The following is a 20517-nucleotide window of genomic DNA, read 5'->3' on the forward strand; positions in this document are numbered from 1 at the left end:
TGGCCCGGCGAAGGAGGATCATCGGCCCCTGGGCATCGACGGGATCGTCGCCGGCACGCCTGCTCCGGGGCGACCGGCGCGGCCGGCGGCTGAAGGGATCAGGCCTCGGCATCGCCCATGCCGCGGATCAGGCCGAGATCGAGCGCGCCCTTCGCCCCCCAGCCGCGCATATCCGGCGGCACCTCGGGCCGGAACCGCTCGTAGAGGCGGAAGCCGATCCGGTTCAGCTCCTCCGGCGCGTAGCGCCCGGCCAGCTCCTGCATCGCCTGCCGCACCGCGGGCAGGTGGCTGCCGAAGGCCCTGGTGACATAGGCGCGCACCGGCGCCGCCGGCGCCGGCTTCCCCTCGCCTTCCGCCAGCACCACGCCATCCTCGTCATGGGTCAGCCGGATCCTGCGGCCAAGCAGCTCGGTGGTGTCCTGCGGCTTCGCCGTGGAGAGGGACCGAGCGGCGGCCTGCGCATCCTTCGCCTGGTCCCTCTCCTCGGCGATGCCGAGCCGGCGCGCCTTCGCCCGGGCCGCGGTGCCGGCCACGGCGCTGGCCAGGCTGAGGGCGGTGTCGGGCGGGTGTCCGAGACGCTCGGCCACCACGGCCGCCCAGAGGGTGAGGACAGGGGCGCGGTTGACCTTGATCATCGTGGGGATCGTCGCGGAGCGGGTCATGCGCTGGTTCGGTCGGAAGCCATGCGGGTGGGAACGTCCAGCGCGCCGATCCGCTCCCGCCGAGCCGGGGCGATGCGGCCCGCCGGACCGAAGGCCGCGGGTCCACGTCCGCCCCCTGGAGCGGATCCCGATCCGGCGGACTCGCCGGATCGGCACGGTGCGCGCGGCACCGGACCGGACATCCCCGCTGCGCTGCAGGACGGCGCCCGACGAGCGCGCGGAGGAGCCGGGTAGCGGCAATTTTCAGCCGCCATCTCGGCCGCGCCCAGGAACCGGGATCAGGCCCGTCGTCTTGGGGAGCGGTGAGACCTGGGAGGCGCCGATGCCCCGCGGAGACAAGTCCAAATACACCGACAAGCAGAAGCGCCAGGCCGAGCACATCGCCGATGGCTACGAGGAGCGCGGCGTGCCGGAGGACGAGGCCGAGCGGCGGGCCTGGGCGACCGTCAACAAGGACACCGGCGGCGGCAACAAGAGCGGATCGGGGCGCGGCGTCCCGGACCCCCACGCATCCGCGACGAAGGGCGGCGAGGCCGGCGGCAAGGCTTCGGCCGCCCGGTCCGCCGCCGCCCGATCCGCCTCGGCCAAAAAGGCGGCAGCGACCCGCAAGCGGAACGCCGACGCCTAGGGCGCTTCCACAGGGTCACGGATCCTGGTGCAAGCCTTGGTTCGAACAGGTCAGTCACGCTTTTCAGTTCGGATGCAGGCGCCCCGGCATTCACCGAGGAATCGAGACCCGCAGCAAGTCTTCCAGCCACCTGGCAAAGACCTGCACGCGGCGGGAGAGATGCCGGCGATGCGGGTAGAGCAGCGTCAAGGCCAGCGGCGCGGCGCGATGGCCGGGCATGACCTCGACCAGCTCGCCGGCCTCGAGATGGCGGGCCACGTCAGAGGCCGGGATCTGGATCAGGCCGAGGCCGGCGAGGCAACAGGCGATGTAGGCCTCCGCGCTGTTCACCGTGACGCGGCCGCGCATCGGCAGCGTCCTGCGCTCGCCCGCCTCGATCCACTCCCAGGGCTCGACCCGGCCGCTTGATGGCGAGGCGTAGTTCACCGCCCAATGCCGACCGAGATCGTCCGGCGTTCGCGGCGTGCCATGCCGATCGCGGTAGGCGGGGCTGACGAGGTTGATGAGCGGCAGCGGGCAGACAGGCCGCGCGATCAGCTCGGATTCACCGAGGGGCCCGACGCGCAGGACGCAATCGACCCCCTCCTCGATGAGGTCGATCGCCCGGTCGCTGACGCCGAGCGTGATGTCGATATCCGGGTATTCCTCGAGAAACCCGGGCAGCGCCGGCGCGACAATGAGGCGGCCGATGCGGCCCGGGACGTCCACGCGGAGCTTCCCGGTGGGCTTGGCGCCCCCCTGCCGGAACAGGCCCTCGGCCTCCTCGACATCGGCGATGACGCGCAGGCAGCGCTCGTAGAAGGCCGTTCCATCCGGGGTCGGCGCCACCTTGCGGGTGGTGCGGTGCAGCAGCCTCGCGCCGACGCGCCCCTCCAGCTCGGCCACCGCCGCCGAGACGGAGGAGCGTGGCATGGCGAGCGTATCGGCCGCCCGGGTGAAGCTCGCGCATTCGACGACGCGGGCGAAGATGCGGAAAAGGTCGATGCGGTCCAAACCGGCTCCCGGCCCATTGTTCGGCCGCTGTGACATATGATGGCAGGTTAGCCGCCTTTATCAGGTCGGACCAGACGATAGCCTGGGCGCCGAGCTGACCGACGCGCCGCTGACGCCGCGTCCCCCCAGGAGGCTGCTTCCATGACCGACCACCGCATCAAGGGCAAAACCGTCATCATCGCCGGCGGCGCCAAGAATCTCGGCGGCCTGATCGCCCGCGACCTCGCCGGCCAGGGCGCGAAGGCGATTGCGATCCACTACAACAGCGCGGCCACCAAAGCCGATGCCGAGGCCACCGTCGCGGCCATCAAGGCCAGCGGCGCCGAGGCCGTCGCCCTGCAGGGCGATCTCACCACCGCGGCCGCGATGGACGCGCTCTTCGCCGAGGCCGTGGCCGCGGTCGGCCGGCCGGACATCGCCATCAACACCACCGGCATGGTCCTCAAGACGCCGATCGCCGCCGTCACCGAGGCCGATTACGACAGGATCTTCGCCATCAATTCCAAGGCGGCCTTCTTCTTCATCCAGAATGCGGGCAAGCACCTCAAGGATGGCGGCAAGCTGTGCACGATCGTGACCTCGCTGCTCGGCGCCTTCACCGGCCTGTACTCGATCTATGCCGGCTCCAAGGCGCCGGTGGAGCATTTCACGCGGGCCGCCTCCAAGGAATTCGGCGCCCGCGGCATCTCGGTGACGGCGGTCGCGCCCGGACCGATGGAGACGCCGTTCTTCTACGGTCAGGAAACGGCGGAATCCGCCCGGTACAACCAGACCGCGGCCGACCTCTCCCCGTTCTCCAGGACCGGCCTGACCGATCCCGAGGATATCGTCCCGCTGGTGCGCTTCCTGGTCAGCGAGGGCTGGTGGATCACCGGCCAGACGATCCTCGCCAATGGCGGCTACACCACGAAGTAGCCGGCCGGGCCGCTCCCCGCCCGGGATGCGGCCAGGGTCACGGGCGCCGCGTCGTCCGGGCGTTCGGCGCGGCGCCGCCGCGCGCCGAGCCCGGCTCCCGGTCGCCGCCGCCGCGATCGGCTCCTCCCCCCCCGGCCCGCCGGCCCTGCGCCCGCCCCGCCCCCGTTCCCGCCCCCACCGACCCCACCCGCGGCAGGAACCCCTCCCCGTGCTCCACGAGATAGGCCCACAACGCCGCCGCCGCCGGCAGCGGGCGCTTCTCCGTCCGGCGCACCAGGAACCACTGCCGCATCACCGGCAGCCCCTCCACGTCGAGGATGACGAGCCGCCCATCCGCCACCTCGGCCGCCACCGTGTGGGCGGAGATCAGGGCCACGCCCATGGCGGCCATCACCGCCTGCTTGATGGTCTCGTTGCTGCCGATCTCGATGCGCCGCCCGCCCATCGCCTCGGCCGCGCCGAACAGCCGCTGCACCAGGTCGCGCGTGCCGGACCCGGGCTCGCGCAGCAGGAAGCTCTGCGTCGCCGCCTCGTCCAGGCCGATCCTCCCGCGTCCCACCAGGGGATGGTCGGGGGCCGCGATGATGACATGCGGATGATCGCCCAGCACCACGCGCTCCAGCGCCAGGTGGTCGGGCGGATAGCCCATGATGGCGAGGTCGAGCTCGAAGGCCTCGAAGGCGGCGACCATCTCGGCCCGATTGGAGACCCGCACCCGCAATTCGACGTGCGGATACTGGCGCTGGAAGGCAGCCAGGGCGAAGGGCGCGAAATACTTGGCGGTGCTGACGATGCCGACGGCGACGCGGCCGCCATCCAGGCCGCGCAGGGCGTCCACGGCGGCGGCGCAATCGGCCAGGGCGGCCTCGATGCGCAGCAGCGCCGTCAGCGCCTCGCGACCCGCCTCGGTGGGACGGGCGCCGGCCGGGGTGCGCTCGAAGAGCGGCACGCCGCCGAGCGCGTCCTCCAATAGTCGCAATTGCTGGCTGACGGCGGGCGGGGTGAGCGCCAGCGCGTCGGCGGCGCCGGCGATATTGCCGGCCTCCACCAGGGCGCCCAGAGCCCGCAATTGCCGGAGCGAGGTCCGTTGCGAGAAATTTACAAGTTTTTCTTTCATTTGACAAAATTTAAAAGAATTTTCTATCGCTCCGCAACCGCGATATGGCCTTTCCCGCCCCCAAGCCGAGGTTTGGTGGCGGAGGGAGCCAACGTCCGTGATCAGCCTTCGCGCCTATCTCGACGACTGGGCCAGCGCCCAAGGGGACCGCGCGGCACTCGCGGCCACGCTCAACGCGTTAGCCGAGGGCGCCGCGGAGCTCGCCGGCCTCATCGCCGAGGGCCCGCTGGCAGGCGATCTCGGCGAGGTGGTCGGCGACAGCCGCGACGGCGACGGCCAGAAGCTGCTCGACCGTCGCGCCGACGCGCTCTTCCTGGAGCGCCTGCGCGCCGCCCCGGTCCGCGCCGCCCTCTCCGAGGAGCAGGCCGAGCCCGTGGCCCTGCAACCGGGCGCGCCGCTGGTCGTGGCGCTGGACCCGCTGGACGGCTCGAACAACATCGCCATCAACGCGCCGCTCGGCACCATCTTCTCTGTGCTGCCGGCGGGCGAGGAGGGCGCGGACCCGGCCGCCGCCTTCCTCACCCAGGGCGAGCGGCAACTGGCCGCCGGCTTCGTCCTGTTCGGCCCCCACACGGTCCTGGTGCTGACGGTGCGCGAGGGCGTGCAGACCTTCGTGCTGGACCGCGCGCGCGGCGAGTTCCACCTCACGCAGCGGGACATCCGCATCCCGGAGCATCGCCGCGAATACGCCATCAACAGCTCCAACAACCGCTTCTGGCCGCTGCCGGTCCGCGCCTATGTCGAGGAATGCGTGGCCGGGCGCGAAGGTCCGCGCGGCGCCGACTACAACACCCGCTGGCTCGGCGCGCTGGTGGGCGAGGCCTACCGCATCCTGTTGCGCGGCGGCATCTACCTCTACCCGAGCGACACGCGCCCGGCCTATCGGCGCGGCCGGCTCCGCCTGCTCTACGAGGCGAACCCGATCGCGCTGCTCGTCGAGCAGGCCGGCGGCGCCGCGATCGACGGCTATCACCGTATCCTCGAGCTGGTGCCGGAGAGCGTCCACCAGAACGTGCCGCTGATCTTCGGCTCGCAGGCGAAGGTGGAGCGCGTCGCCCATCTGCACGCCGCGGGCGTGCCGCAGGCCGGGCAGCGGCCGCTCTTCGCCGCGCGCGGCCTGTTCCGGTCCTGAGGACGCTCCCGCCATGTCCGTGAAGCACCCGATCATCTCCGTCACCGGCTCCTCCGGCGCCGGCACCACGACGGTGAGATACACCTTTGAGCGCATCTTCCAGCGGGAGGGCCTGAAGGCCGCCTGGATCGAGGGCGACGCCTTCCACCGCTACGACCGCCTCGAGATGCGCCGCGTGATGGCCGAGGAGGCCGCCGCCGGCAACGCGCATTTCAGCCATTTCGGCCCGGCCGCGAACCTGCTGGGCGAGCTCGAGCAGGTCTTCGCCGAGTATGGCCGCAGCGGCACCGGGCAGACGCGCCACTACGTGCATGACGAGGCCGAGGCCAAGCGCTTCGGCGCCGATCCCGGCACCTTCACGCCCTGGGAGACGTTCCCGACGCCGACTGACGTGCTGTTCTACGAGGGGCTGCACGGCGCCGCGGTGACGGAGGAGGTCAACCTCGCCCGCCATGCCGACCTCAAGATCGGCGTGGTGCCGGTGATCAACCTCGAATGGATCCAGAAGATCCATCGCGACAAGGCCACGCGCGGCTATTCGACCGAGGCGGTGGCCGACACCATCCTGCGCCGCATGCCCGACTACATCCGTTACATCTGCCCGCAATTCACCGAGACGGACGTGAACTTCCAGCGCGTGCCGACGGTCGACACCTCCAACCCCTTCATCGCGCGCTGGATCCCCACGCCCGACGAATCCATGGTGGTGATCCGCTTCCGCAGCCCGCGCGGCATCGACTTTGCCTATCTCGTCTCCATGCTGCAGGGCAGCTTCATGTCGCGCGCCAACTCCATCGTCATCCCCGGCGGCAAGCTCGACCTGGCGATGCAGCTCATCCTCACGCCGATGATCCTGCAGCTCCACGAGCGCGCACGGCAGGCCCGCTGATCCCATGCCCGAAAGCACGCTGACGACCCCCGTGACGACGCGCGAGATGGCGAACGCCATCCGGGCCCTCTCGATGGACGCCGTCGAGAAGGCGAAGTCCGGCCATCCCGGCATGCCCATGGGCATGGCCGATGTGGCGACGGTGCTGTTCACCCGCTTCCTGAAATACGACGCCGCGCATCCCGCCTGGCCGGACCGCGACCGCTTCGTGCTGAGCGCCGGCCATGGCTCGATGCTGCTCTATGCCCTGCTGCACCTGACCGGCGCGCCGGGCATGACGATCGACGAGCTGCAGCGCTTCCGCCAGCGCGGCGCGCTCACCCCCGGCCATCCGGAGGCCCGCCACACGCCGGGCGTGGAGACGACCACCGGGCCGCTCGGCCAGGGCATTGCCAATGCGGTGGGCATGGCGCTGGCGGAACGCATGCTCGCGGCGCGGCATGGCGACGAGCTGGTCGACCACTTCACCTATGCCCTCTGCGGCGATGGCTGCCTGATGGAGGGCATCAGCCACGAGGCGATCTCGCTGGCCGGGCATCTCGGCCTCGGCCGGCTGATCCTGCTCTTCGACGACAACGGCATCTCGATCGACGGGCCGACCAGCCTGGCCGTCTCCGACGACCAGCCGGCGCGCTTCGCGGCGAGCGGCTGGCACACGCAGCGCGTCGACGGGCACGACCCGGAGGCGGTGGCCGCGGCCATCGCGGCGGCGCAGGCCGATCCCCGCCCCTCGCTCATCGCCTGCCGCACCATCATCGGCTTCGGCGCGCCCGGCAAGCAGGGCACCGAGGGCGTGCATGGCGCGCCGCTCGGCGGCGCCGAGATCGCCGCCGCGCGCGAGCGGCTGGGCTGGCCGCATGCGCCCTTCGAGATCCCGTCCGGGATCCTCGCCGCCTGGCGCGCCGCCGGCCGGCGCGGCGCGGCGGCGCATGCGGCCTGGCGCGATCGCCTGGCCGCCGCCACGCCCGAGCGGCGGGACGCCTTCGCCCGCGGCCTGGAGGGCGCGATGCCCGAGGCGGCGCGCGCGGCGCTGCGGGCGCACAAGGAGACGCTCGCCGCCGACAGGCCGGCCTGGCCCACGCGCAAATCCAGCGAGGCGGCGCTGCGCGCGCTGACGGCCGCCTGGCCGGAGCTGGTCGGCGGCTCGGCCGACCTCACACATTCCAACAACACCATCACGCCCAGCACCCCATCCGTGCGCCCCGGCGCGTTCGGCGGCCGCTACATCCATTGGGGCGTGCGCGAGCACGCCATGGCGGCGGCGATGAACGGCATCGCGCTGCATGGCGGGCTGGTGCCCTATTCCGGCGGCTTCCTGGTCTTCTCGGATTACTGCCGCAACGCCATCCGCCTCTCGGCGATGATGGGGCTGCGGGTGGTGCATGTGATGACGCATGACAGCATCGGCCTCGGCGAGGATGGGCCGACGCACCAGCCGATCGAGCATCTGGCGAGCCTGCGCGCCATGCCGAACCTGCTGGTCTTCCGCCCGGCGGATGCCATCGAGACGGCGGAGTGCTGGGAGCTGGCGCTGGACGAGCGGGAGGCGCCCTCGGTGCTCGCGCTCACCCGCCAGGCGCTGCCGGCGCTGCGCACCGACATCGCCGAGAACCGCTCGGCGCGCGGCGGCTATGTGCTGGCGGAGGCCGATGGCCCGCGCGCCCTGACGCTGCTCGCCACCGGCTCGGAGGTGCAGGTCGCCCTGGCGGCGCGCGAGCGGCTGCAGGCGGCGGGCCATCCCACCGCCGTCGTCTCGCTGCCCTGCTTCGAGCTGTTCGAACGGCAGGACCGCGCCTATCGCGCCGGGGTGCTCGGCACCGCGCCGCGCCTCGCGGTGGAGGCCGCCTCGCCCTTCGGCTGGACGCGCTACGTCGCGGAGGAGGCGGATGTGCTCGGCATGACCGGCTTCGGCGCCTCCGCCCCGGCCGGCGAGCTCTTCGCCCAGTTCGGCATCACCGCCGAGGCGCTGGTCTCATTGGCAGAGGCCCGGCTCGCCGCGGCCTGAAAGGAACGCCCATGGCCTTCATCACCCTCCGCCAGCTGCTCGACGACGCCGCCGAGCACGGCTACGGCGTGCCCGCCTTCAACATCAACAACATGGAGCAGCTCCTCGCCATCATGGCGGCGGCGGACCGGACCGGCGCGCCGGTGATCATCCAGGCCAGCCGCGGCGCCCGCGCCTATGCCAACGACATCATGCTGCGCAGGATGGTCGAGGCCGCGGTCGAGATGTATCCGCACATCCCGCTCTGCCTGCATCTCGACCACGGCGACACGCCGGCGACCTGCCTCTCCGCCATCCAGGGCGGCTTCACCAGCGTGATGATGGACGGGTCCCTGGAAGCGGACGGCAAGACGCCGGCGAGCTACGACTACAATGTCGCGGTGACCGCCCGGGTGGCGGAGCTGTCGCATGCGGTCGGCGTCTCGGTCGAGGGCGAGCTCGGCTGCCTCGGCTCGCTCGAGACCGGCCATGGCGAGAAGGAGGACGGCCATGGCGCCGAAGGCCGGCTTGCCCGCGAGCAGCTGCTGACCGACCCGGACCAGGCGCGCGACTTCGTGGCGCGCACCGGCGTCGATGCGCTGGCGGTGGCGATCGGCACCAGCCACGGCGCCTACAAATTCACCCGCGCGCCGACCGGCGACATCCTGGCCATGGACGTGATCCGCGCCATCCATGAGCGGCTGCCGGGCACGCATCTGGTGATGCACGGCTCCTCCTCCGTGCCGCAGGAGCTGCAGGACATCTTCAACCAGTTCGGCGGCGCGATGCCGCAGACCTGGGGCGTGCCGGTCGGCGAGATCCAGGCCGGCATCCGCTACGGCGTGCGCAAGATCAACATCGACACCGACTGCCGCATCGCCATGGTCGGGCAGTTCCGCAAGGTGGCGGCGCAGAAGCGCGGGGAGTTCGATCCGCGCGCCTTCCTGAAGCCGGCCATGGCCGCGCTGACGGCGCTCTGCGCGCAACGCTTCGAGGAGTTCAACACCGCCGGGCAGGCTGCGCATATCCGCCCGCTGCCGCTCTCCGCGATGGCGCGGCACTACGCGAAGGGCGACCTTGCCCCCACCACCCGCACCGCGCCGGCCGCGGCCGCGTGAAGGAGACGAGCCCATGAACGCCGAACCGCAGAAGCCCCGCAGCGGCCGCTATGACGCGGGCGTGATGAAATACAAGGACATGGGGTATTTCGACCTCGACTACCTCCCGAAGGACACCGACGTGCTCGCCGTCTTCCGCATCACGCCGCAGGATGGCGTGGACGCGGAGGAGGCCGCCGCCGCCGTGGCCGGCGAGAGCTCGACGGCGACCTGGACCGTGGTCTGGACGGACCGGCTGACCGCCTCGGAGAAGTACCGCGCCAAATGCTACCGCGTGGACCCGGTGCCCGGCGCCGACAACCAGTATTTCGCCTACATCGCCTATGACCTCGACCTGTTCGAGGAGAACTCGATCGTCAACCTCTCGGCCTCGGTCATCGGCAACGTCTTCGGCTTCAAGCCGCTCAAGGCGCTGCGGCTCGAGGACATGCGGCTGCCCATCGCCTATGTGAAGACCTATGCCGGGCCGCCGACCGGCATCGTCGTCGAGCGCGAGCGGCTGGACAAGTTCGGGCGGCCGCTCCTGGGCGCGACGGTGAAGCCCAAGCTCGGCCTCTCCGGCCGCAACTACGGCCGCGTGGTGTACGAGGCGCTGAAGGGCGGGCTCGACTTCACCAAGGACGACGAGAACATCAACAGCCAGTCCTTCATGCACTGGCGCGACCGCTTCCTCTACTGCATGGAGGCGGTGAACCGCGCCCAGGCGATGACCGGCGAGATCAAGGGCACCTACCTGAACGTCTCGGCCGGCGACATGGAGCAGATCTACGAGCGCGCGGAATTCGCCAAGCAGCTCGGCTCCACCATCATCATGATCGATCTGGTGATCGGCTACAGCGCCATCCAGTCGATCTCCCGGTGGTGCCGCCGCAACGACATGATCCTGCACCTGCACCGCGCGGGCCATTCCACCTACACGCGGCAGAAGTCGCATGGCGTGAGCTTCCGCGTCATCGCCAAGTGGATGCGCCTCGCCGGGGTGGACCACATCCATGCGGGCACCGTGGTCGGCAAGCTGGAGGGGGACCCGGCGACGACGCGCGGCTACTACGACATCTGCCGCGAGGCCTTCAATCCGCAGGCCTTGCAGCACGGCTTGTTCTTCGACCAGGACTGGGGCGGCCTGCGCCGGGTGATGCCGGTGGCCTCGGGCGGCATCCATGCCGGGCAGATGCACCAGCTGCTGCATCATCTCGGCGAGGACTGCGTGCTGCAGTTCGGCGGCGGCACCATCGGCCACCCGATGGGCATCGCGGCCGGCGCCACCGCCAACCGCGTCGCGCTGGAGGCGATGATCCTGGCCCGCAACGAGGGCCGCGACTACCTGGCCGAGGGGCCGGCCATCCTCGCCGCCGCGGCGCGCGGCTGCACGCCGCTCGCCCAGGCGCTCGAGGTCTGGAAGGACGTCACCTTCAACTACACCTCGACCGACTCGCCCGATTTCGTGCCCAGCGTCAGCGTCGCCTGAAAGGAGATCGATCATGCGCCTCACCCAGGGCACCTTCAGCTTCCTGCCGGACCTGACCGACGCGCAGATCGGCGCGCAGGTCGCCTATTGCCTGCGCAACGGCTGGGCGGTGAACCTCGAATTCGCCGACGACCCGCATCCGCGGAACACCTACTGGGAGATGTGGGGTCAGCCCATGTTCGATCTGAAGGACCCGGCCGCGGTGATGTACGAGCTGGCTGCCTGCCGCAAGGTGCATGGCGGGCGCGCCTATATCCGCCTCTCCGCCTTCGATGCGACGGCGGGCTGGGAAAGCCTCAGGCTCTCCTTCATCACCGACCGCCCGGCCGAGGAACCCGGCTTCGGGCTGGAGCGGCAGGAGGCGGGCGGCCGCAACATCCGCTACACCGCGCGGTCCTACGCGGCGAACAAGCCCGTCGGCGAGCGCTACTGAGCCGATGAGCGCCATGCCTCGGCCGGCCGCGGTCGATCTCGAGGCCGCCTACCAGGCCTCGGGCGTCGGCCCCGTGCTCGAGCAGCTGGACCGCGAGCTCGTCGGGCTCGCGCCGGTGAAAGGGCGGATCCGCGAGATCGCCGCGCTGCTGCTGGTGGACAAGCTGCGGATGGATCTCGGCCTGCGCGCCCAGCCGCCGACGCTGCACATGTCCTTCACCGGCAACCCCGGCACGGGCAAGACCACCGTCGCCGCGCGGATGGCCGATATCCTGCACAAGCTCGGCTACATCCGCTCCAACCACCTCGTCTCCGTCACCCGCGACGACCTGGTCGGCCAGTATATCGGCCACACCGCGCCGAAGACGAAGGAGATCCTGAAGAAGGCGATGGGCGGCGTGCTGTTCATCGACGAGGCCTACTACCTCTACCGGCCGGAGAACGAGCGCGACTACGGCCAGGAGGCGATCGAGATCCTGCTGCAGGTGATGGAGAGCCGGCGCGACGACCTGGTGGTGATCCTCGCCGGCTATGCCGACCGGATGGACCGCTTCTTCGGCTCCAACCCCGGCTTCCGCTCGCGCATCGCGCATCACATCGACTTCCCCGACTACAGCGCCGGGGAGCTGATGGCGATCGGCGAGCGGATGCTGGCGGCGCAGAGCTACCGTTTCAGCCCGGCGGCGCGCGAGGCCTTCGCGCGCTACATCGTCGCGCGCATGCAGCAGCCGCATTTCGCCAATGCGCGCTCGGTCCGCAACGCGCTGGACCGGGCGCGGCTGCGCCAGGCGGTGCGGCTCTTCGAGGGCCGCGCGCGGGACCTGACGGCGGAGGACCTGATGACCATCGACGCCTCGGAGATCCTCGCCAGCCGCGTGCTCGGAGCGCCCGCCGCATGACCCCGCTGGTCATCGCCCCCTCCCTCCTCGCCGCCGATTTCGGCCGGCTGGCCGAGGAGGTGCGCGCCGTCGACGCGGCCGGCGCCGACTGGATCCATCTCGACGTGATGGACGGGCATTTCGTGCCCAATATCAGCTTCGGGCCCGCGGTGATCCAGGCGCTGCGGCCCCATACCGGGAAGTGTTTCGACACGCATCTGATGATCTCGCCGGTCGATCCCTATCTGGAGGCCTTCGCCAAGGCCGGGTCCGACCGCATCACCGTGCATGCGGAGGCGACGCCGCATCTCGACCGCACGCTCCAGGCCATCGCCGGGCTGGGCAAGGCGGCCGGCGTCTCGCTCAACCCGGCCACGCCCGTCCAGGCGCTGGAGCACATCCTCGACCGCATCGACCTGGTGCTGGTGATGAGCGTCAATCCCGGCTTCGGCGGGCAGAAATTCCTGCCCTCGCAATTGCCGAAGGTCGCGGCGATCCGGCGCATGATCGGCGACCGGCCGATCCGCATCGAGGTCGATGGCGGCATCACCGCCGAGACGGCGCCGCAGGTCGTCGCGGCCGGCGCCGATGCGCTGGTGGCGGGCTCGGCGGTGTTCGGCCGGCCCGACTACGCGCGCGCCATCGCCGCGCTGCGCGGCTGACATGGCGGCCCGGGGCATCGCCCTCGGCGTCGATCTCGGCACCTCCGGGGTGCGGGTCGCCGCCCTGGACGCCGCGGGCCGGATGGCGGGCCTGGGCACCGCGCCCCTGGCCGATGCGCGGGCGCCGGAGGGCTGGTGGGCGGCGCTGCGCCGGGCGCTCGCCGCGCTCGCGGACCAGGCAGATCTCGCCGGGCTGCGGGCGGTGGCCGTGGGCGGCACTTCGGGCACCCTCCTGCCGGTCGATGCGGCGGGCCGGCCGCTCGCCGCCGCGTCGCTCTACAGCGACCAGGCGGAGCCGGAGGCGGTCCGCGCGGTGGAGCGGTGCGCGCCCGCCGGCAGCCCGGCCCGCGGCGCCACCTCGCCCCTGGCGCGCGCGCTGGCCTGGCTGGAATTGCCCGGCCTGGCGCGGCTGCTGCACCAGGCGGACTGGATCACCGGCCGCCTGCTCGGCTGCTATCGCTGGTCCGATGGCAACAACGCGCTGAAGACGGGCTACAACGCCGCGGCGGCGCGCTGGCCCCCCTGGCTCGCGGCCGCCGGGATGCCCCTGGCGCTGCTGCCCGAGGTGCGGCCGGCGGGCACGCCGCTCGGGGCGATGGACGCCGCCCTGGCGCGGAGCCTCGGCCTGCCGCCGGGCCTGCTGGTGGTGGCCGGCACCACCGATGGCTGCGCCGCCTTCCTGGCCGCCGGCGCGGCCCGGCCCGGCGAGGCGGTGACCTCGCTGGGCTCGACACTGGTGCTCAAGCTGGCCAGCGAGGCGCCGGTGACGGCCCCGGATTTCGGCGTCTACAGCCACCGGCTGCAGGGGCTCTGGCTGGCCGGCGGCGCCTCGAACAGCGGCGGCGCGGCGCTGGCCCGGCATTTCGACGGCCCGGCCCTGGCGCGGCTCTCGGCCCGGCTCGATCCCGGCCGGGCCTCGCCGCTCGACTACTATCCCCTGCCGGGGCGGGGCGAGCGCTTCCCCATCGCCGATGCCGGGCTGGCCGCACGCGAGACGCCGCGCCCGGATGACGACCTGGCCTTCCTGCACGGCCTGCTGGAGGGCATCGCCCGCATCGAGGCGGCCGGCTACCGCCGCCTGGTCGAGCTGGGCGCCTCGCCGCTGGTCTCGGTGCGCACGGTGGGCGGCGGCGCGCGCAACGCCGCCTGGACGGCGATCCGCGCCCGGGTGCTGGGCGTGCCGGTGTGCCGCGCCGCGGCCGAGGAGGCCGCGGTCGGCCTCGCCGGCCTCGCGCTGCGGCAGGCGCTGCGGTAGCCACCGCGCGGCGCCGCCGCCCTGGCCGGCGCGGGTCCCGCGCCGGGTCTTCCGCGGATGCGCTGCCCGTGCGACGGCTGATCCGTCGTGCCGCCCGCACGCCCTGCCCCGGCCACCAGCCCGGCATCGCGCGCCGCCACGGGACCAGGCAGGCCGGGGGGGCGGCAGGCCCGCAACCAGGACCCGCAACCAGGGCCTGAAAATCAGGGGAGGAACCGGCGTGAAGATCGTCGACGCGCAGATCCATATCTGGTCCAGCGGCACGCCATCCGGGCTGCACCGCAAGGTGCCGGCCTTCACCGCCGAGGAAGCGCTGCGGGAGATGGATGCGGCGGGGGTGGACGCCGCCCTGATCCATCCGCCCGGAAGCTGGGATCCCGGCTCGAACGCCCTGGCGGTCGAGGCGGCGCGCACCTACCCCGACCGCTTCGCCGTCATGGGCCAATTCCCGCCGGACAAGCCGGAGAACCGCCGGCTGATCCAGGGCTGGAAGAGCCAGCCCGGCATGCTCGGCCTGCGCTGGGCCCTGCTCGCGCCCGAGGAGCAGGCCTGGCTGCGCGACGGGACGCTCGACTGGCTCTGGCCCGCCGCCGAGCGCGAGGGCGTGCCGGTGGCCACCATGGCGGGCCTGTTCCTGCCGGAGTTCCGCCGCATCGCCGAGGCGCATCCCGGCCTCAAGCTCATCATCGACCATTGCGGGCTGGTGCGCACCGCGCAGGACGACGCCGCCTTCGCCAGGCTGGAGGAGCTGGTCGCCCTGGCGCGGCTGCCGAACGTCGCCGTGAAGGCGACGGGCGCGCCGCACTACTCGACGCAGCCCTATCCCTACCGGAACCTGCATGACGGCCTGCACCGGATCTTCGACGCCTTCGGGCCGCAGCGCTTCTTCTGGGGCACCGACATCACCCGCATGCCCTGCAGCTACCGGCACTGCGTGACCTTCTTCACCGAGGAGCTGCCCTGGCTGGCCGGCCGCGACCTCGAGCTCGTCATGGGGCGCGGCCTGTGCGAGTGGCTGGGCTGGGACCTAGGGCGCTCCCCCTGAACGCCGGTTCATGGGAAGCGCCCCAGGCTCTGTTTTCAGAGCCTCTTCACCCGATCAAATGAGGCCGCCTGATCCCGCCACGGTGCCGCGGCGAGAGGCGGGGCCGGCCAGGAGCGCCGCGAACGCCACCGCGAGCGGGGCGAAGGACACCCAGAGCACCGTGTCCCAGCCATAGGCGGTCAGCAGCCCGCCCGAGGCGAAGGAGCCGAGCGCCATGGTGCCGAAGACAATGAAGTCGTTGAGCGACTGCACCCGCGTCCGCTCCTCCGGCCGGTGGCACTCCAGCACCAGGGCCGAGGCGCCGACGAAGCCGCAATTCCAGCCGAGGCCGAGCAGGACCAGCGTCAGCCAGAAATGCCCCACATCCACGCCCAGCAGCCCCACCGCGGCGGCGGCGCCGGTCAGCGCCAGCCCGGCCGCCACCACGCGCGGCGCCCCGAAGCGGGCGATCAGCCGGCCGGTGACGAAGCCCGGCGCGTACATGGCGACGACATGCCATTGCAGGCCGAGATTGGCCGCGTCCTGCGACAGGCCGCAAAGCCGCATGGCCAGCGGCGCGGCGGTCATCAGGAAGTTCATCAGCAGGTAGGAGACGACGCCGCAGACCACCGCGACGACGAAGCGCGGCTGGCGCGCGATGGCGCCGAGCGGCCGGCCGCCGGCGATCTCGGCCGCCGTCGGCATCGGCAGCCGGACGCCGAGCAGCACCAGGGCGCAGAGCGCCGCCACGCCGGCCTGCGCCAGGAAGGTGGCGGCGAAGAGATGCGGCGGCCAGAGACCCATGGTGTGGGTGACGAGCTGCGGGCCGATCACCCCGGCGAAGACCCCGCCCGCCATGACCAGCGAAAGGGCGCGCGGGCGCCGCGCCGGCGGCACGCCATCCGCCGCCGCGAAGCGGAAGGACAGCACCACCGCCGCATAGGCGCCGCCGAAGAAGGTCCCGAGGCAGAACAGCCAGAAGGAGCCGAGCACCACCGCGAGCGCCGAGAGCAGCCCGACCAGCACGCCGCAGCCCGTCCCGGCCAGGAAGGCGGCGCGGCGGCCGTGGCGGCGCGCGATGGCGCCGGCCGGCAGGGTGCAGGCGGCCATGCCGACCACGAAGATGGAAATGGGCAGCGTCGCCAGCGCCGGGCTCGGCGCCAGCATATGGCCGACGATGGCGCCCGTGGCGTAGACGACCGTGGAATTCGCGCCTGCCAGCGCCTGCCCGATGGCCAGCCTGACGACGTTGCCCGTGGCGTGGCCCATGGCGTGGCCCGTGGCATGGCCGGTCTCGGCCGCGGCGGGACGCAGGGCCGAAGCCGCTTCGGCGTGTGACATGGTGGGCTTTCCTCAGCCGGCCATCTGGCCGCGCCAGGCCGTGTCGCGCGGCGAGGGTCGGCGGTGCAGGCGGCGGTCGAGCAGGGCGCGGGCCTTCGCGGCCGCGCCGCTGCGCATCAGGGCCAGCAGCAGCATGTCCTCGATCATCTCGCGCTGGGCGCCGCTGCCGCCGATGCGCACCACCTCGGCCGCGACCGGCTCCAGGATGCGCGCGCAGCCCGCATGGTCCCCCTCGGCGAAGGCCAGCGCCGCGCGGCAGATCGCCGGCACCACCGGCCCCGCGGCCAGGCGGCCCGTCTCGGCGAGCTGCGCCAGCGCCGCGGCGCGCCGCCCGACCGCCTCCCCGTCGCCGGTGGCCGCCTCCAGGATGGCCATATGGGCATCGGCGAAGGCGAAGCCGGCCGCCGGGAAGACCGGCCGCGCGTAATCCGCCGCCGCCTGCCACAGCCCTGGCGGCACCGCATGGCCATAGGCCTGCAGCCGCCACAGGAAGGAGGCGGTGTCGCTCACGATGTTGACCGGCATCCCGGCCGAGACCGAGGGCTGGACATGCGCGGCATAGAGCGCGAGGGCCCGCGCCGCATCGCCGCGCTCGAGCGCGCCGAGCGCCGCATGCCAGGCGATATGGCCATGCAGCGGGCCGCTGCGGTCATAGCCCGGCAGCCAGCCCTCGATCAGCCGCTCCGCCTCCTCGCCCGCGCCGGCCTCGTAGAGCGCGTGCGACAGCGCGTGCGCCGCATTCGCGTTCTCCCGCCGCAGTTCGAAGCCGCGCTGCGTCAGGGCGCGGCCCTGCGCCACCGCGCCGTTCTCGGCCTGCGACCAGCCGCGATAGGTCAGGAACCACCAATCATCCTCGGCATAGTGCCGGGCATGGCGCTCGCAGAGATCGACGCGCGCCTGGTCGTGGTCCGCCATGCCGGAGAAGGCGAAGAGGCCGAAGGCGCCGAGCGGCAGCGAGAGGATCAGGGCGTCGCGCGGCCAGGCCTCGAGATGGGCGAGGCTGCGCTCCAGCGCCTCGGCGGACCGGCCGTGGATGGCCAGCGACAGGGCCTCGACATGGCTCCGCTCGCGCTCGGTCCCATGCCGGGCGACGAGCTCGGCCGCCGCCACGATCCGCGCCCGGGCCGCCGCCGGCTCGGCGCGGATGGCGTGCAGGCGGGCGCGGGCGGCATGGGCCAGGGCGAAGCCCGGATCGGCCGCGATCGCCGCCTCCAGCGCCTCAGCGGCGCCGGGCCAGGCGGCGAGGAGGAGGTCGATGCCGTCGCGGTAGCGCCCGGCCGCGAGGTCGGAGGAGGTCGAGAGCGGCAGGCCGCGGCGGTCGAGGCGATCGAGGCGGGCCATGGCGGGGTCCTCGGGCTGGGATTCTCACAGATGCGGCGGCGGCCCGGGGTCGATCCGGCAACCGGCTCGGGCGTCCACCGCTCGGGGGCCAGACTAGCCCGCCTCGCCCTGGCCTGCTTTCGATGAAACGACAATCTATATAGAATACCCGACAAAGCCGGAGGCTGGCCGTGATCTGGGAGACCCTCGTTGCGCCCTCCGGCCTGGCGCCTCCCCGGCCGATGACCGTGCGCGCGCAGTCCATCCCGGCACGCCACTCCTTCCCGGAGCATGCGCACGCCTGGAATCAGGTGGTCCATGCGATCTCCGGGGTGCTGACGGTGGCCGTGGACGGGCGCTCCTTCGTCATCTCGCCGGAGCAGGCGGTCTGGCTGCCGACCGGGTCGCGGCACCGCGTCGGGTCGCTGCTCGGGGCGGAGTTCCGCAGCCTCTGGCTCGCCGAGGAGGCCGGTGCCGGCCTGCCGGAAAGCCCGACCGTGTTCGGCGTCTCGCCGCTGCTGCGGGCCCTCATCATCGAGGCGGCCGCCATCGAAGGCCAGAACGACCCCGATGGCTATGCGGGCCGTGTCACCGGGTTGATCCTCGACCAGCTCCGGCGCGCGCGGCCCCTGCCGGGGGCCCTTCCCTGGCCGCGCGCAGGCTCCCTGGTGACGCTGTGCGAGGCCGTCTACACCGATCCAGCTGATGCACGCGGGCCCGAGGACTGGGGCCGGGACCTTGGCATGTCGGGGCGGACCCTGGCCCGCCGCTTCGAGGCCGAGCTGGGCATGAGCCTGCGGTCCTGGCGACGGCGCCTCAGGCTGTTCAAGGCGATCGAGTTCCTGGGCGGCGGCCTCAGCGTGACGCAGGCCGCCATGGCCTTGGGCTATGGCTCGGCCTCGGCGTTCATCTATGCGTTCCGCACCGAAATGGGGTGCGGCCCCCAGACCTATATGCGCGGCGCTGCGGGGGAGCGGGGCGGCAGCCGATGCGGCTCGGCCTCTCCATCGCCTCCCGCGCCCCGGCCAAGGGTTGGTCGGCGGCCTTGGTGACGCCGGCGCGCATCGGGGCCGCCGGCGCCGGCCCGCCCTGCGCCAGGGCCACGCCAGCCGCGTCCCGGGTCAGCCGGATCCTGCGGCCGAGCCGCCGGGCGGCCGTCCGGACCCGGTCGGTCGCAATCGTTCAGTCGCTGGCGGAGAGGGTGTCCGCCTAACTCATATCCCCTGCCGTTCCGTGGTATCCTGATTTCTCGCATTAGACCAAACGTCTAATGCTCGCTGCCATCAACGGCGTCCCGGCCCGTTCCGGGTTGTGTCGGGCCAGTCCACAACATTATTGTGGACCAGATTGTGGACCAGATTGTGGACCGAGGGCGTCAGGTGGTGGCCAGAGCGGCGGGCAAACTCATCGGCCGTTTGCAGGCAGTGACGGCTCGAGCAGTCGTCGCGGCCGGCAAGCCCGGCGCCCATGCTGATGGGAGCAACCTGTACCTGCGGGTAGCAGGGCCCGGCTCTGGCAAATGGACGCTGCGGTACAAGCTCGCTGGCAGGGCCCGGGAGATGGGCCTGGGTGGGTATGACCATGACGGCCGACGGGGCCTGACACTGGCGCAAGCCAGGGCTGCAGCAGCGGAGGCGCAGCGCCTGCTTCGCGATGGGATCGACCCCCTCGCCCATCGCCAAGCCCAAGTGGAGGCCGCTGCGGCGCGGGCCGCGGAGGACGCTGCCAAGGCCCGCACCTTCCGGGAGGTTGCGAGCCTCTATATCGGCGCCCACGAGCGAGGCTGGCGAAATGCCAAGCATCGGGCGCAGTGGCGATCCACACTCGACACCTATGCAGCACCGCTGATCGGGGATCTGCCGGTGGCCGAGCTCACCACCGAGAACGTGCTGGCCTGCTTGACCCCCATTTGGACCGAGAAGCCAGAGACGGCCACCCGGCTCCGGGGTCGCATCGAGGCGGTCCTGGACTATGCCGCCGCCCGAGGCTGGCGGGAGGGGCCCAACCCGGCCCGGTGGCGCGGCCACCTGGCGAACCTCCTCCCTCGGCGCTCCAAGGTTGCCCGTGTCGAGCACCATGCCGCCCTTCCCTGGCAGGAGATGGCGAGCTTCATGGTCCGCCTTCGGCAGCAGCCTGGGATAGCCGCGCGGGCGCTGGAGTTCTGCATCCTGACTGGCACCCGAACCAGCGAGACCCTCGGGGCCCGCTGGGCTGAGGTGGATCTGACGGCCGCGGTATGGATCGTGCCTGGTGAGCGGATGAAGGCCGGCCGGGAGCACCGGGTGCCGCTATCCGGCCCGGCGCTTGAGGTGCTCCGAACGATGAATGAGCTGCGCCAGGTATCCGGTGACGGGTTCATTTTCCCCGGCAGCAAGGAGGCGCGGCCGCTCTCCTCCATGGCCATGCTCATGCTGTTGCGGCGCATGAAGCTGGGGCACCTCACGGTGCACGGCTTCCGCAGCGCCTTCCGGGACTGGTGCGAGAAGGCGACCAGCACGCCGCATGCGGTCGCCGAGGCCGCGCTGGCACACACCATCGGCGACAAGGTCGAGGCGGCCTACCGGCGCGGCGACCTGTTCCAGAAGCGTCGGGAGCTCATGGATCGCTGGGCGGAGTATTGCGCGAAAGTTCTTCCCGCCGAGGTCGGAGCTGCCGCCCCAGCCACATATCATCCACAGCGGTAATCAGCCGCGAACGGA

General features: G+C 72.1%; 19 protein-coding genes. 14 read left to right on the top strand and 5 right to left on the bottom strand.

Annotation, left to right across the window (positions count from 1 at the left end; genetic code table 11):
* Positions 1-98: 98 nt before the first annotated feature.
* On the bottom strand, positions 99-662 hold the full coding sequence (locus DOO78_RS19405) for a hypothetical protein (protein WP_111471525.1): 564 nt from the start codon (positions 660-662) through the stop codon (positions 99-101).
* Between the two features lie 322 nt (positions 663-984).
* Here DOO78_RS19405 and DOO78_RS19410 point away from each other — a divergent pair, with 322 nt between their 5' ends.
* Complete coding sequence (locus DOO78_RS19410; RefSeq protein ID WP_111471526.1) at positions 985-1290, top strand: plasmid stabilization protein; 306 nt, start codon at positions 985-987, stop codon at positions 1288-1290.
* Between the two features lie 90 nt (positions 1291-1380).
* On the opposite strand, the gene DOO78_RS19415 is transcribed toward DOO78_RS19410, so the two are convergent.
* Positions 1381-2283 carry a LysR family transcriptional regulator gene (locus DOO78_RS19415; protein WP_111471527.1) on the bottom strand — a complete coding sequence of 301 codons (903 nt, stop codon included), beginning with the start codon at positions 2281-2283 and terminating at the stop codon, positions 1381-1383.
* 141 nt (positions 2284-2424) lie between these two features.
* Here DOO78_RS19415 and DOO78_RS19420 point away from each other — a divergent pair, with 141 nt between their 5' ends.
* A complete protein-coding gene (locus DOO78_RS19420; protein WP_111471528.1) occupies positions 2425-3198 on the top strand; it encodes an SDR family oxidoreductase in 774 nt (257 codons plus the stop codon).
* Positions 3199-3235: 37 nt separating this feature from the next.
* On the opposite strand, the gene DOO78_RS19425 is transcribed toward DOO78_RS19420, so the two are convergent.
* Positions 3236-4267, bottom strand: coding sequence for a LysR family transcriptional regulator (locus tag DOO78_RS19425; RefSeq protein ID WP_243634619.1), 1032 nt, complete (start codon positions 4265-4267; stop codon positions 3236-3238).
* Between the two features lie 145 nt (positions 4268-4412).
* Between DOO78_RS19425 and DOO78_RS19430 the strand changes: the two genes are divergently transcribed.
* From DOO78_RS19430 to DOO78_RS27640, 10 genes are all read left to right on the top strand, one after another.
* Complete coding sequence (locus DOO78_RS19430) at positions 4413-5447, top strand: class 1 fructose-bisphosphatase (protein ID WP_111471530.1); 1035 nt, start codon at positions 4413-4415, stop codon at positions 5445-5447.
* A 13-nt stretch (positions 5448-5460) separates the two neighbouring features.
* Entirely contained in the window at positions 5461-6336 is an 876-nt protein-coding gene (locus DOO78_RS19435; protein WP_111471531.1) for a phosphoribulokinase, read from the top strand.
* Positions 6337-6340: 4 nt separating this feature from the next.
* Positions 6341-8341, top strand: a complete 2001-nt coding sequence (gene tkt, locus DOO78_RS19440; RefSeq protein ID WP_111471532.1) for a transketolase — start codon at positions 6341-6343, stop codon at positions 8339-8341.
* A gap of 11 nt (positions 8342-8352) precedes the next feature.
* Entirely contained in the window at positions 8353-9438 is a 1086-nt protein-coding gene (gene fba, locus DOO78_RS19445) for a class II fructose-bisphosphate aldolase (protein WP_111471533.1), read from the top strand.
* Between the two features lie 13 nt (positions 9439-9451).
* On the top strand, positions 9452-10906 hold the full coding sequence (locus DOO78_RS19450; RefSeq protein WP_111471534.1) for a ribulose-bisphosphate carboxylase large subunit: 1455 nt from the start codon (positions 9452-9454) through the stop codon (positions 10904-10906).
* A 13-nt stretch (positions 10907-10919) separates the two neighbouring features.
* The gene (locus DOO78_RS19455) at positions 10920-11339 is read left to right on the top strand and encodes a ribulose bisphosphate carboxylase small subunit (RefSeq protein WP_111471535.1); all 420 of its coding nucleotides are present in this window, start codon (positions 10920-10922) and stop codon (positions 11337-11339) included.
* A 4-nt stretch (positions 11340-11343) separates the two neighbouring features.
* On the top strand, positions 11344-12237 hold the full coding sequence (gene cbbX, locus DOO78_RS19460; RefSeq protein ID WP_111471536.1) for a CbbX protein: 894 nt from the start codon (positions 11344-11346) through the stop codon (positions 12235-12237).
* The gene (rpe, locus tag DOO78_RS19465; protein WP_111471537.1) at positions 12234-12878 is read left to right on the top strand and encodes a ribulose-phosphate 3-epimerase; all 645 of its coding nucleotides are present in this window, start codon (positions 12234-12236) and stop codon (positions 12876-12878) included. Before cbbX ends, rpe begins: the two co-directional genes overlap by 4 nt.
* 1 nt (position 12879) lies before the next feature.
* Positions 12880-14133, top strand: coding sequence for an FGGY-family carbohydrate kinase (locus DOO78_RS19470; RefSeq protein ID WP_111471538.1), 1254 nt, complete (start codon positions 12880-12882; stop codon positions 14131-14133).
* 220 nt (positions 14134-14353) lie between these two features.
* The gene (locus DOO78_RS27640; RefSeq protein WP_165838985.1) at positions 14354-15178 is read left to right on the top strand and encodes an amidohydrolase family protein; all 825 of its coding nucleotides are present in this window, start codon (positions 14354-14356) and stop codon (positions 15176-15178) included.
* A 54-nt stretch (positions 15179-15232) separates the two neighbouring features.
* Here DOO78_RS27640 and DOO78_RS19480 read toward each other — a convergent pair whose 3' ends face one another.
* Together DOO78_RS19480 and DOO78_RS19485 are read right to left on the bottom strand one after the other, a co-directional pair.
* Complete coding sequence (locus DOO78_RS19480; RefSeq protein WP_165838986.1) at positions 15233-16498, bottom strand: MFS transporter; 1266 nt, start codon at positions 16496-16498, stop codon at positions 15233-15235.
* A gap of 12 nt (positions 16499-16510) precedes the next feature.
* The gene (locus tag DOO78_RS19485) at positions 16511-17839 is read right to left on the bottom strand and encodes a tetratricopeptide repeat protein (protein WP_111471540.1); all 1329 of its coding nucleotides are present in this window, start codon (positions 17837-17839) and stop codon (positions 16511-16513) included.
* A gap of 170 nt (positions 17840-18009) precedes the next feature.
* Here DOO78_RS19485 and DOO78_RS19490 point away from each other — a divergent pair, with 170 nt between their 5' ends.
* Both DOO78_RS19490 and DOO78_RS19495 read left to right on the top strand, forming a co-directional pair.
* Positions 18010-18870, top strand: a complete 861-nt coding sequence (locus DOO78_RS19490; RefSeq protein ID WP_111471541.1) for an AraC family transcriptional regulator — start codon at positions 18010-18012, stop codon at positions 18868-18870.
* 297 nt (positions 18871-19167) lie between these two features.
* A complete protein-coding gene (locus DOO78_RS19495; protein ID WP_243634621.1) occupies positions 19168-20502 on the top strand; it encodes a tyrosine-type recombinase/integrase in 1335 nt (444 codons plus the stop codon).
* The last annotated feature ends 15 nt before the right edge of the window (positions 20503-20517 follow it).

This window comes from Roseicella frigidaeris (genome assembly GCF_003258945.1).
GTDB classification, from domain to species: domain Bacteria; phylum Pseudomonadota; class Alphaproteobacteria; order Acetobacterales; family Acetobacteraceae; genus Paracraurococcus; species Paracraurococcus frigidaeris.